Annotated in this window: 12 protein-coding genes; 7 read left to right on the top strand and 5 right to left on the bottom strand. The window is 68.4% G+C overall.

Annotated elements, in window-relative coordinates:
• Window positions 1-155 precede the first annotated feature (155 nt).
• The 6 genes from upp to abc-f all read left to right on the top strand — a co-directional run bounded on the left by upp (window position 156) and on the right by abc-f (window position 5221).
• Window positions 156-809 carry a uracil phosphoribosyltransferase gene (upp, locus tag D452_RS0119030; protein ID WP_017545739.1) on the top strand — a complete coding sequence of 218 codons (654 nt, stop codon included), beginning with the start codon at window positions 156-158 and terminating at the stop codon, window positions 807-809.
• A gap of 427 nt (window positions 810-1236) precedes the next feature.
• Complete coding sequence (locus D452_RS0119025) at window positions 1237-1479, top strand: hypothetical protein (RefSeq protein ID WP_017545738.1); 243 nt, start codon at window positions 1237-1239, stop codon at window positions 1477-1479.
• A gap of 385 nt (window positions 1480-1864) precedes the next feature.
• Window positions 1865-2029 (top strand): hypothetical protein, encoded by a 165-nt coding sequence (locus D452_RS30925; protein ID WP_017545737.1) that lies wholly within the window; start codon window positions 1865-1867, stop codon window positions 2027-2029.
• Window positions 2030-2049: 20 nt separating this feature from the next.
• Window positions 2050-2559 carry a PH domain-containing protein gene (locus tag D452_RS0119015; RefSeq protein ID WP_026129468.1) on the top strand — a complete coding sequence of 170 codons (510 nt, stop codon included), beginning with the start codon at window positions 2050-2052 and terminating at the stop codon, window positions 2557-2559.
• A gap of 292 nt (window positions 2560-2851) precedes the next feature.
• Window positions 2852-3091, top strand: a complete 240-nt coding sequence (locus tag D452_RS0119010) for a hypothetical protein (protein ID WP_017545735.1) — start codon at window positions 2852-2854, stop codon at window positions 3089-3091.
• 468 nt (window positions 3092-3559) lie between these two features.
• Window positions 3560-5221, top strand: a complete 1662-nt coding sequence (abc-f, locus tag D452_RS0119000) for a ribosomal protection-like ABC-F family protein (protein WP_017545733.1) — start codon at window positions 3560-3562, stop codon at window positions 5219-5221.
• 133 nt (window positions 5222-5354) lie between these two features.
• Here the strand turns inward: abc-f and dnaB are convergent, their stop codons facing one another.
• Window positions 5355-7952 carry a replicative DNA helicase gene (gene dnaB, locus D452_RS0118995; protein ID WP_017545732.1) on the bottom strand — a complete coding sequence of 866 codons (2598 nt, stop codon included), beginning with the start codon at window positions 7950-7952 and terminating at the stop codon, window positions 5355-5357.
• Between the two features lie 346 nt (window positions 7953-8298).
• On the opposite strand from dnaB, the gene D452_RS0118990 reads away from it, so the two are divergent.
• A complete protein-coding gene (locus tag D452_RS0118990) occupies window positions 8299-9648 on the top strand; it encodes an MATE family efflux transporter (protein WP_017545731.1) in 1350 nt (449 codons plus the stop codon).
• 348 nt (window positions 9649-9996) lie between these two features.
• Here D452_RS0118990 and D452_RS0118985 read toward each other — a convergent pair whose 3' ends face one another.
• From D452_RS0118985 to D452_RS0118970, 4 genes are all read right to left on the bottom strand, one after another.
• Window positions 9997-10830: a peptidoglycan recognition protein family protein gene (locus D452_RS0118985; protein ID WP_026129467.1), complete on the bottom strand. Its 834-nt coding sequence runs from the start codon at window positions 10828-10830 to the stop codon at window positions 9997-9999.
• A 177-nt stretch (window positions 10831-11007) separates the two neighbouring features.
• The gene (rplI, locus tag D452_RS0118980; RefSeq protein WP_017545729.1) at window positions 11008-11454 is read right to left on the bottom strand and encodes a 50S ribosomal protein L9; all 447 of its coding nucleotides are present in this window, start codon (window positions 11452-11454) and stop codon (window positions 11008-11010) included.
• Between the two features lie 27 nt (window positions 11455-11481).
• Window positions 11482-11718 carry a 30S ribosomal protein S18 gene (gene rpsR, locus D452_RS0118975; RefSeq protein ID WP_013155832.1) on the bottom strand — a complete coding sequence of 79 codons (237 nt, stop codon included), beginning with the start codon at window positions 11716-11718 and terminating at the stop codon, window positions 11482-11484.
• A gap of 114 nt (window positions 11719-11832) precedes the next feature.
• Window positions 11833-12429, bottom strand: a complete 597-nt coding sequence (locus tag D452_RS0118970; protein ID WP_017545728.1) for a single-stranded DNA-binding protein — start codon at window positions 12427-12429, stop codon at window positions 11833-11835.
• Window positions 12430-12483: the final 54 nt, after the last annotated feature.

Below are 12483 nucleotides of genomic sequence, written 5' to 3'. Positions count from 1 at the left end.
TGTGCTCCTGTTTCCCACCCGACGCCACCGAGGGAGCGCGGCGGGGGCGTCGGGGGCCACTGGGAGCCCTGGTTCGGGTGATACGCGCGGTTAGACTCGGGCTGGCCCCTCTCCCCATCCACCGTCCCGTTATCCCAGCTCACCCGGAGAACGCTTTGGAAACCCTGGTCGTCGACCACCCCTTGGTCGCGCACAAGCTGACCACCCTGCGCGACGTGCGGACCGACTCACCGACCTTCCGGCGGCTGACGGACGAGCTGGTCACCCTGCTCGCCTACGAAGCGACGCGGGACGTCCGCGTGACAGAGGTCACCATCCAGACGCCACTCGTGGAGGCCACCGGCACCCAGCTGACGCGTCCCACGCCCCTGGTCGTTCCGATCCTGCGCGCCGGGCTCGGCATGCTCGACGGCATGACCCGTCTTCTGCCCACGGCCGAGGTCGGGTTCCTCGGCATGGCGCGCGACGAGGAGACCCTCCAGCCCGCCACGTACGCCGACCGTCTCCCGCAGGACCTCTCGGGGCGCCAGTGCTACGTGCTGGACCCGATGCTGGCCACGGGCGGAACCCTGGCGGCGGCGCTCAAGCTTCTCGTGGACCGCGGCGCCGACCACATCACCGCGATCTGCCTGCTGGTGGCGCCCGAGGGCCTGGTCGCCGTGGAGCAGAAGCTGACCGAAACCCTGCCCGACGACCACGGCGCCACCCTGCGCGTGGTGACGGCGGCGGTGGACGAGCGCCTGAACGAGAACGGCTTCATCCTCCCGGGGCTGGGTGACGCGGGCGACCGTCTGTACGGCTGCTCCTGAACCAGAACCCCGCACTGCGAGGTGTCAGCGCCCGATCGGATCACCGATCGGGCGCTTTTTCGGCTCTTTTAGAGCCGGGGTGAATGAACGCCCGAAAATCGGGCATTGGTCCCATCACGCGCCCTTGCCCCGAGGCGTCACTCCAGGTGGAGCCAGCTTGGTCAGCGGGCGACCGACACGGTGTTGCATTAGCCGAATTCATTTCGAGATTGGAACGTAACAGATTAGAGTGATGATGGTTCCTGACTACCCGTAACCGGGTGCACATGCCAGACCGAAACCACCCCACAAGGGGCTCAGCCCACTGATATCCGAACGTCGCCGCCCGTTTCCGGCGCGGCACTCCGGCAACCCTCCAGTGGCTACCCAAAGCCCCGAACCGCACACGCGCCGTGCTGTTCCGCCCCAGCAGCCCCCAAGGAGTGAGATGCCCGAGAACACCTCCCCCTCGACCGCCCAGGCCACCCGCGACCCGCGTTTCAGCCCCGTCGTCAACCGCCTGTCGTCGGAGTTCTCCGACGTGCACCACACCTCCACCGTCTCCCGGTGCGTGGACGCGGCCAGACACGGCGCCCAGGACGTGACCGGGCGGGCCACGCCGGACCTCGTGGAGCGGATCGCTCGGCAGCACCTCCAGGTGCTCGCCCTGGCCTTCGCGGAACAGCGCTAGACACCACACGGCGCTCCCGTAACGGTTTCGGGCCTGCACTACCTCTCTCTTCGGCTGGCGAAGAACCTGGCCCTCCGTGGCCCCTCCCCAGGGATCGGCGACCCTCCTCCGGAGCCCGACAGCGCGCCCTCCGCACTGTTCCACCGGCGCGAGCGCACGCCAGCGCGCCCCCTCCGACCGCCCTGACCTGCACCAGAACAGAAACTCTTTCCGGGCCTCCGGTCACCCGGTTACCAACACCACCGAAACCGGACACAGCCCGCAAGGGGTGAACGTCCGACATACCGCCACGCCGAGAGTGCGCTCCAGGCTTTACGGGCAAGATGGTCGATGCGACAATCGCTGCTGGGTTGGTGGGTCAGGTGGATTCCAAGGGGAGTCAGTCGTGGCGAAGTTGAAGAAATGGGGCGGTTACGCGCTCATCGGTTTCGTGGCGTTTTATCTGCTCACGCAACCTGAAAGCGCGGCCGGCGTGATCCAGAGCGGACTGGATCTCCTAGTGGGTGGCGCCGAGTCGATGTCCCGGTTCGTCAACACGCTGCTGTCGTAGGCGGGGACGGGTCGGGTTTCATGAAGCTCGTAGCCTCAAGCAACGCGGCTCCGGCATCGGTGAACCGCTATCTCCTACCTCACGAGCAGGATGTCGTGACCATCCGCCGGCACCCCGCGGTCCTCATCGGACCGGTGGGTGCGGTTCTGGTGGCTCTGGTGTTCGCGGCGATCCTGAGCAGGACGATCGGCGCCAACAGCGCCGCGACCCTGGCCCTCGTGTGGTGGCTGTGGCTGCTCGTACTGGTGTGGTTCGTGTGGCGGGTCGCCGAGTGGTCCGTGGACTACTTCGTGATCACGTCGGCGCGGTTGCTGCTGACCACGGGGCTGATCACCCGGCAGGTGAACATGATGCCGCTGGGCAAGGTCACCGACATGCGGTTCGAGCGAACCCTGGTCGGCCGCTTCCTCGGATACGGGACCTTCGTGATGGAGTCCGCCGGTCAGGACCAGGCGCTCAGCAGGATCGCCTTCATTCCCTACCCGGAGCAGCTCTACCTTGAGGTCGTGGGACTGATCTTCAAGGAGTAGCCGGACACACCCGACAACGGACGTTCACGGAGCACCCGCCCCACGGCGGGTGCTTCTTCGTGTCCGGGGCCTTCGACGCCGGCGGGAGGGCGTCGCATCCGGGTCGGACCGGAGTGAACCGGACCCGAGCGGGGTAGTACTGGGTTACCGATCCGTTCACCTTCCGTTCACTTTGGACCCCGAGGCGGAGCGCGAGCCCTGCACAGCCGACCCGCCGAGAAGGAACCCAATTGACTCGAAGGTGAACATAGGGTTAACTTGGGTCATCTGATAAGGAAACGAGGAGGGCTTCATGGCACGCAGGACCGAACACGGGCCGCACCTCTCTCGCTCCGCGACCACCCCTCGGCGCACCCGAACCTCCGCTGCGAGCCGCCGACTCTCCGGCCTGGCCCCCGAGCCCGCGCTGGTCCCGCAGCCGCGCACGGATCACGAGGACGCCGACACCATCACTTCGGAGCACCCGATCATGCACTGGGTCCTGGTCACTGACGACAGTGGCCGCACCCGACCCGAGGCCCGCTGGCTCTAGTCAGCGAAGCCGACCGCCGCCCCGAAGGGCCGCCCGCGTTGTGCGGGCGGCCCTTCGTCATGCCCAGGGCCGGGCGCCGCCCTCACGCTCCGGAACCCCTTCGTCGCTATGTCGACAAATCGGCAAGACCATAAATCCAAATGTGGACGTCTCTATTTGACGCCCCGAGCAGCACCCATGAGTGATCCCGGTCTCACTCCATCCTCTTGACGACACATACAACGAGACGTATCGTCTTGCCCATGAGGCTGTACATCCACCTGTAGACGCGCCGGACGTCCTCGTTCCGAGCCCCCACCGCACAGCGGTCCGGCGGCTCCGTCGACGTCACCACACCGCGGTCGCGTACGGGCAGCCTCCTTCCATGTTCCGGTCTCGCAGCACACCCGTGCACCCATGACCGAAACGGCTCTCCCTGCGCTCCGTGGCACCCAGAAACACCGGAACCACGCAGGACAGGAGGGCCGCATGCTCGGAACAGGAACACGACACCGATCCCAGCTCGCCCTGGACGAAGTCAGCAAGCACTACGGGGACCACACGGTCCTCGACCGCGTCAGCCTCACGATCAGCCCCGGCGAACACGTGGGTGTGGTCGGCGACAACGGCTCCGGCAAGAGCACCCTCCTCCGCCTCCTGGCGGGCGCGGAGGCCCCGGACAACGGGGAGCTCACCGTCCGCGCTCCGGGAGGCGTCGGCTACCTGCCCCAGACCATGGAACGGGTGTCCGGCGGGATCCCACTCGGGACCGTCGCGGACGCGATCGACGACGCCCTCCGGGATCTCAGGGACCTGGAGGCGCGCGTCCACGGGGCCGAGGCGGCCCTGGGCGGCGCCGGCCCTCAGGAGCTGGACGCCTACGGCGACCTCCTTGCGGAGTTCGAGGCCCGCGGCGGCTACGACGCCGACGCCCGCGTCGACGCGGGACTGCACGGCCTGGGCCTGCCCGGGCTGGACCGCGACCGGCCGCTGCGGACGCTGTCCGGCGGGGAGCGTTCGAGGCTGGCGCTGGCGGCGACCCTGGCCGCCTCGCCCGAACTCCTTCTTCTGGACGAGCCCACCAACGACCTCGACGACCACGCGGTCGCCTGGCTCGAGGAACGGCTCCGGAGCCACCGCGGCACCGTCGTCGCCGTCACTCACGACCGGGCCTTCCTCTCCGGGGTGACCGGCACTGTGCTGGAGGTGGATGCCGACACCCGCCTGGTCCGCCGATACGGCGACGGCTACGACGGGTTCCTCGCAGCCAAGGCGGCGGCGCGTGCGCGCTGGGCACGGGAGCATGAGGACTGGAAGCAGGACCTGGCGAGGCAGCGACGCCTGGCCGACAACAACATCGCGGCCCTGCGGGCGATCCCGCGCAGGATGGCCAAGGCCGCCTTCGGGCACGGAGCCTTCCGGATGCGCGGCGCGGCGCACGGTTCCATGGGGCGCGTGCGCAACGCCAAGGAGAGGATGGCCCGACTGACCGCGAACCCGGTCGCGCCGCCGCCGGTCCCGCTCCGGATGAACGCCGGGTTCTCCGGTCCGCCGCCGGAGGAGGGTCCGGTCGCACGGTTGGAGCGGATCCGGGTGGACCACCGGTTGCAGGTCGGCGCGCTGTCGTTGGCACCCGGAGAACGGGTCCTGGTCACCGGTCCGAACGGGGCGGGCAAGACCACCCTGGTCCGGGTGCTGTCCGGGGATCTGGTCCCGGACTCCGGCCGGGTGGCGCTGCCCCCGCGTATCGGCCTGCTGCGTCAGGAGGACGCCCCGGTGCCCGGGGAGCGGACCGTGCTCGAGACCTACGCCGCCGGGCGCCCCGACCACGCGGAGGAGTACCGGGACGAACTCGCCTCGCTCGGCCTGTTCCGGCCCGCCGACCTCGATCAACCAGTGGTCTCGATGTCGGTGGGACAGCGCCGCAGGATCGAGGTGGCCCGGCTGACCTCGGGCGCCCACGACCTACTGCTGTTGGACGAGCCCACCAACCACCTCTCCCCCGGTCTGGTGGAGGAGCTGGAGGAGGCGCTGTCGGGCTACACGGGTGCCCTGGTGCTCGTGACGCACGACCGCATGGCGCGTCAGCGCTTCACGGGTCGCCGTCTGGAGCTACGCGAAGGGGCCCTGACCAGCGACTCCGCAGAGTAATGTCGACGTGTCTCTTTGTCGACTTTTCGGCTCGCACATAAGTCGACTAATGGATTGACCGATACAACGGGGTGTGACCGAGGCGGCGAATCCGACCGCCTGCGATCACACCCCGTGTCGACAGGTCGACGAGTTAACCGGGCGCCATGTCGACGAATCGGCTGTAGTGGCCCTGGAAGGCCACGGTCACGTCGGCGGTGGGACCGTTACGGTGCTTGGCCACGATGATGTCGGCCTCGCCCGCGCGCGGGGACTCCTTGTCGTGCACGTCCTCGCGGTAGAGCAGGATCACCATGTCCGCGTCCTGCTCGATCGACCCGGACTCACGCAGGTCGGAGACCTGGGGGCGCTTGTCGGTGCGCTGCTCGGGACCACGGTTCAGCTGGGACAGCGCGACCACGGGCACCTCCAGTTCCTTGGCCAGGAGCTTGAGCGAACGCGACATCTCGGAGACCTCCTGCTGACGGCTCTCCACCCGGCCGGGTGAGCTCATCAGCTGGAGGTAGTCGACGATCACGAGCTTGAGGTCGTGCTGCTGCTTGAGACGGCGGCACTTGGCCCGGATCTCCATCATCGACATGTTCGGGGAGTCGTCGATGAACAGCGGCGCGCTGGCCACCTCGCCCATCCGTCTGGCGAGCCGGGCCCAGTCATCGTCGGTCATCAGACCGGACCGCATGGTGTGCAGCGGCACCCGCGCCTCGGCGGAGAGCAGACGCATGACGATCTCGTTGCGCCCCATCTCCAGGCTGAAGAAGACGGACGCCATCTCGTTCTTGATGGACGCGGCCCGCGCGAAATCCAGGGCCAGGGTGGAGTTGTGTGTGGGCACCATGGAACGGGTGGCGAGGAAGAGGTGGTCCGGGTGATCGACCTGGACGCACCGCACCGGAACGCTGTCGATCGCGCGAACGTCGGTGACGAACCTCGATCCGACGCGCACATGGGCTCGACCGGCGGACCGTTCCCGATGCGCGGCCCTCTTCCGTTCGATTCCGAAGACCTCCCGCTCGGAACCGAAGGTGATGGTGTAGCAGGTCGAACTCTCGTCCGATCGCCCCCTGACCCGCTTGGTCGACAGACCGGTGCGGTACCCCAGGCTGTGCGCCAGTTCCCGGAAGTCAGCTGCCAGGCGCTCGTTGGTGACGGCGAACTGTACCGACCCACTGGCGTTGACGGTTCCGTCGCTGTCCAGGAGTCCCGCCAGGAGAGCCCTCCTCTGGGCGACCGACGCGCGCAGGTACTCCGTGGGGACGTGCTTGCTTCCCAAGACTCCCAGCGTCCGCAGCAGAGCCTGGACGCTTCCGTGGTGGGCGACGCAGTCGCGGCACCGGGCACCGGAGAAGCAGGGGCGACCGCAGTCAGGGCAGCTGGTGTGCGGAACCGGCTCCGAGACGAAACGGGCCCTGCCTCCGCAGGACTGCCCGCACGTGCGCACGTGCGGCAGCTTCGGGACGAAGCCAGCCCCACAGACCACGCAGGTCTTCTCCGCGACCTCAACCTCTTCCGCCGGGAGGAAGACACCGTAGGTGTAGGAGGTCTCCCCGACCGGTTTGGTCACCAGTCCTTCCGCCTCGATGTTGGTGATGACCTCGGGATCGGCGGTGGTGATCCGCGCAGCCCGGGAGGCACCGTCGCCCAACCACATTCCCAGGAAGTAGGGCGGCAGTGGCCCCTGCCGTTCCGGCAGGTCCAAGGGTTCGGTGTTGTTCACCGAGTGGTTCAGTCTCCGGTCCGCGGTCTCCAGACGCACGGTCCGAGCGATCTCCTCCGTGGTCCGCACGCCCGGCAGAACCCTGGGGGCTCCGCCCCTGGCCCGGGCCTCCTGCGCGGCTCGGCGCGAGGCACGCGTGTCGGTCAGCCACTGGTGCTGGGCGTCCGCCACGACCACCGTGCCGTCATCGAAGGTGACCTCGTAGCAGGGGCGGTCCCGCATCACGTCCGTGGCCGCCACCACCCTGGTGGGAGTGCCGTCAGCGGCGAGGAGCTCGTCACCGACACGGACCTCTCCCATGGTGGTCCAGCCGTGCGGTGTGGGCAGGGGGGTGTCCAGGGCCAGGGCCTTGCCGACGGCCGGGCGGGCGGCGATGATCACCATCTGGCCCGGGTGGAGGCCGTTAGTGAGGGCGTCGAAGTCCGCGAAGCCCGTGGGGACGCCGGTCATGCTGCCGTCGTTGGCGCCGATCGCCTCGATCTCGTCGAGGGCCCCGGGCATGATGTCGCCGAGGACCACGTAGTCCTCGCCCGTGCGCTTCTCGGCGACCTTGTAGATCTCCGCCTGGGCGTGGTCGACGAGGTCGTCCACCTCGCCGTCGCCCGCGTAGCCGATCTGCGCGATCCGGGTACCGACCTCGACCAGGCGCCGCAGGACCGCACGGTCCGAGACGATCTTGGCGTAGTAGCCCGCGTTGGCCGCGGTGGGGATCGCCTCGGTGAGGGTGTGCAGGTAGGGGGCCCCGCCGACCCGGGTCGCCTCTCCGCGCTTGGTCAGCTCCGCGTTGACCGAGATGGCGTCGACCGGCTCGCCGCGGGAGAAGAGGTCCACGACGCTGTCGTAGATGATCTGGTGCGCGGGGCGGTAGAAGTCGGCGGAGCGGATGATCTCGACGACCTGGGTGATGGCGTCCTTGGACAGCAGCATGCCGCCCAGGACGCTCTGCTCGGCCTGGATGTCGTGGGGTGGGGTGCGCTCGTATCCGCCCTCATCAGGTGGTTGCTCAGCGACACTCACGAACTTCTCCCCACACCGGCCGCGTGCGTCGGCCCGGATCGGACCGACTCTTCCAGCATGCCCCATCCGGGGTGTCGAAGACGCCGCGCGGCTCGCCTGTGGACAACCCTCTACCACCACAACCGAGGCCCCGTGGGGCATTGCGCACAGAGGTTATGCACATCACCTGTGGATAACTTTGCCGCGAGTCGCTCATAGCCCACTTGAACTGGGAAAACGCGGTTCGCTGTCGTGAGGTGCAAGATGTCTCACAGGGCGGCTTTCCACAGGTTATCCACAGGCTTCGGTGGTTCGTGCCAGACGCCACACCGGCTGTCGAACGCCTGTCCGGTACTGTGGCTCCGTCATGGCCAATCTGCTCTCGGCGGCCCCCTTCCGGCACCGCCACGATCGCGAGATCTTCGCTCTCGCCATCCCCACGTTCTTCGCCCTGATCGCCGAGCCGCTCTTCCTGCTCACCGACGCCGCGATCGTCGGCAGCCTGGGCACTCAGGCGCTGGGCGGCCTCGGGGTCGCGGGTCAGGTCCTGCTGACCCTGGCGGCGGTGTGCATCTTCCTCGCCTACGGGACCACCGCCGCGGTGGCCCGCAAGTTCGGTGCCGGAGACGTCCCGGGCGGTGTCCGGGACGGGGTGGACGGGCTCTGGCTCGCGATCCTGCTGGGGATCGCCGCGATCGGGATCGGCTGGCCGCTGGGCCCGTGGATGATCGACCTCCTGGGCGCCTCGCCCGAGGTCGCCCCCTACGCCCTCACCTACCTGCGGATCAGCCTGCTGAGCACGCCGTTCCTGCTGATCATCATGGCCGGGACCGGCGTGCTGCGCGGGCTCCAGGACGCCCGGACCCCGCTGGTGGTCGCGGTCGCGTCCTACGTCGGCAACGCCGTGCTGTGCGCGACCTTCGTGTTCGTGTTCGACTGGGGCATCGCCGGGTCCGCCTGGTCGACCGTGATCGCCCAGGGCGGCGGGGCGTTCTGGTACGTGGCCACCATCGCCCGGTCGGCCCGGCGCGAGGGCGTCTCCCTCACGCCGTCGCTGTCCGGGCTGCGCTCCTCGGCCTCGGCCGGGTTCGCCCTGTTCCTGCGCAGCGTGTCCATGCGCGTCGTGGCTCTGGTGACCACCGCCGTCGCCGCCCGGCTCGGTGACGAGACCATCGCCGCGCACCAGGTCAGCTACAACATCTGGGCCCTGCTGGTGTTCGCGATGGACGCCATCGCCATCGCGGGGCAGTCGATCGTGGGCCGCTACCTCGGCGCGGGTGACGTGCGGGGAACCCGGGACGCCACCCGGCGGATGGTCGAGTGGGGCGTGATGTCGGGGCTCCTGTTCACCGTGGTCGTGTTCCTCGTGCTGCCCTGGGCCCACGTCCCCTTCACCTCGGACCCGAGTGTGGCCGCGCTCATCATGGCCTCCCTCGTGGTGGTCGCCCTCATGCAACCGCTCAGCGGCGTCACCATGGTGCTGGACGGCGTCCTCATGGGCGCCGGGGACCAGCGCTACCTGGCCTGGGCCTCCCTATGGACGATGCTCGCCTTCATGCCGTTCGCCCTGGTGATCCCCGGTCTCGCCACCTCGGAGACCGGTGGCCTTGTGGGTCTGTGGATCGCCTTCGCGGTGTGGATCCTCGCCCGTGCCGTCACTCTGGGCCTGCGCGCCCGGGGCGAGGCCTGGCTGGTCACCGGCGCCCACCGTCCCTGATCCCCGGGTCACCAAGTCGCCAGGTCACCAAGTCACCAAGTCACCAAGTCACCAAGTCCTTAAGTCGACCCTGGGCGGTGCCGGGTTCATCGCTCACCTCACCCACGGACGTGGGTCCCGCCCGTACGGCTCGCCACAAGGGGGCGCCCCGTTCGAGCGCCGGAGAGGGTTCTGGAAGACGAGTCCAGCCCAGCGAGGAACGAGCCAGGCGTGGACGAGGATGCTGTGCCGCCTCAACCCGAACCGCTCTGCGAAGGCGCCGAACACGCACCGAAGCGGAGGTGGGAAGGAAACACAGAGCCGCCCCTGCGGGGGACACAGGGGCGGCTGGCGGCGGAGAATCTCCTCCTAGAAGCCAGAGTCGAGGTCTCCCACCGTAGGACCGTGGTAGAAGGTCGCGACGCGTTCCGAACTCGGAACGGTCGGGTAGCTCGGCAGTTCCTCCAGCGTGAGTTCCCGTCCGGCGTGCTCGCCCATGTGGCTCAGCTGCTTCCGCAGGCTGCTCCCCACATCGTCACGGAGCTTGGGGAGCATCGCGTAGAGCTTGTCCCCCGGGCAGTTGGTGGCGTTGTAGTCCCGGTGGCCCACGATCGCCTTCTGCGGGTCCAGGCGGTAGACCAGGCACAGCCACGCGCAGGTGTCGACCAGCGAGGACATGAGGGCACCGGGCGGCGTGGACGAGGTGTAGGTCCCCTCGTTCTCGATGCCGATCGTGTGCGAGTTGTGGTTGGCCGTGTGCGCGCCCAGCACGTGCTTACCGTCGCGGATGGCCTGGAGGGACTTGTCCCTGCCCTCCATGATGTGGCCGCCCCGGCTGATGGTCAGCTGCTGACCGGTGTCGCTCCAGCCGTTGTTGTCCATGTGGTAGCGCTGGATGGATCGGGAGAGCGCGGCGGCGTGGGTGGTGGAGGTGTCGGACACGTTCGAGGTCGCGGTGTGGTGCACGACGATGTGGGTCGGCCCCTTCGCCAGTACCTCGATGGTTCCCTTGGGCGCGCGTGCCCCCCAGTCGGACCGGGTGTACACCTTGGGCGTCGCCGCTGCGGTCGCCTGGCCGGTCACCGACACCCCCAGGGCACCGCCGAGCAGTACTCCTCCGGCGGTCAGGGCGGCCCCTCGCAGCATCGTCCTACGATCCACCGCGAGAGGGTGGTCTGTCTCGGGCAGTCTTTCAACGGCCATCGGTATGCTGTCCTCTCCGTGCGGAGCATTGCTGAACGCAACGCTACACAGAGGACACGTTAGATTACAAAGAGTAACTAAAGGGTGTTTTTCGGCCCCTCGGCGTGTTCCTGGGGAACAGAAGAACCCCGCCCCTCGAAGAGGGACGGGGTCCGTGACCGGAACGGTCGGCGCGTACTAGGCGCCGACGATGTCCAGCTTGATCGTCGCGGCGACCTCGGGGTGCAGGCGGACCTGGACCTTGTGGGCACCGACGGACTTGATCGGGTTCTTGATCTCGATCCGGCGCTTGTCCAGCTCGGGACCGCCGGTGGCCTTGACGGCCTCGACGATGTCCGCGGGCGTGACCGAACCGAACAGACGACCACCCTGACCGGCGCGCTGCTTGAGGCGCACGTTCAGCGCACCCACGCGGCCAGCGACCTGCTGGGCCTCGTCCAGGGTGCGGATGTCACGCGCCTTGCGGGCGCGCTGGATCAGGTCGATCTGCTTCTGACCACCGCGGGTCCACCGAATGGCGAACCCTCGGGGCAGCAGGTAGTTGCGACCGTAACCGTTCTTCACCTCGACGACGTCGCCGGGGGCTCCGAGACCGTTGACCTCGTGGGTCAAAATCAGCTTCACGACAAAGACCTCCCTCGGATATCGCCGCTAGCGAGCGGTGCTGGTGTAGGGCAGCAGGGCCACCTCGCGCGCGTTCTTGATCGCGGTCGCGACGTCGCGCTGGTGCTGCGTGCAGTTGCCGGTCACCCGACGGGCACGGATCTTGCCGCGCTCGGAGATGAACTTACGGAGAAGCGTGGTGTCCTTGTAGTCGATGTAGGACTGCTTCTCCTGGCAGAAGAGGCAAACCTTCTTCTTGGGCTTGCGCGCTGCCGGCTTAGCCATCGTGGTGCTCCTTCGCAAGAGCCCCGGGGTCCTCCCGGGGATGGGCTGGGACAATGGAAAGGTGACGCGGTCCCCGTAGGGGCCGGGTCGGGTGTTACGTGGGGAAGCCGCTGTTTAGAACGGGGGCTCGTCGGAGAATCCTCCGCTGTTGCCGCCGCCGAAACCGCCGCCGCCGTTGGTGGCCCACGGGTCGTCGGCCGGGGCGCCGCCCCGACCACCCTGCTGGCCACCGAAGCCGCCGCCCTGGTTCCCGTAGCCGCCGCCCTGGGACGACTGTCCGCCCTGGGGTTGGCCGCCGCCGAAACCGCCGCCCTGCTGACCGCCGCCGAAGCCGCCGCCACCCTGACGCTGCGTCTTCGTCACCTTGGCGGTGGCGCTGCGCAGTGCCGGGCCGACTTCTTCGACGTCGATCTCGAAGACGGTCCGCTTCTCACCCTCGCGGGTCTCGAAGGACCGCTGCTTCAGGCGGCCCTGCACGATGACGCGCATGCCACGCTGAAGGCTCTCGGCCACGTTCTCCGCGTACTGACGCCAGACGGTGCAGGAGAGGAACATGGACTCTCCGTCCTTCCACTCCCCCGCCTGACGGTCGAAGGTGCGAGGCGTCGAGGCCACACGGAAGTTGGCGACCGCGGCTCCACTGGGCGTGAAGCGCAGTTCAGGGTCGTCGACGAGGTTGCCGACGAGCGTGATCTGGGTTTCGCCTGCCATGGATCGGCTCCGGTTCGAGATAGTTCGGGATCAGGCGGTTTCGCCTGCTCCCCG

The organism is Nocardiopsis prasina DSM 43845, from assembly GCF_000341265.1.
Lineage (GTDB): Bacteria > Actinomycetota > Actinomycetes > Streptosporangiales > Streptosporangiaceae > Nocardiopsis > Nocardiopsis prasina.
The sequence above is the reverse complement of the archived record's forward strand: the minus strand, read 5'-3'. Positions and strand labels throughout refer to the sequence as shown.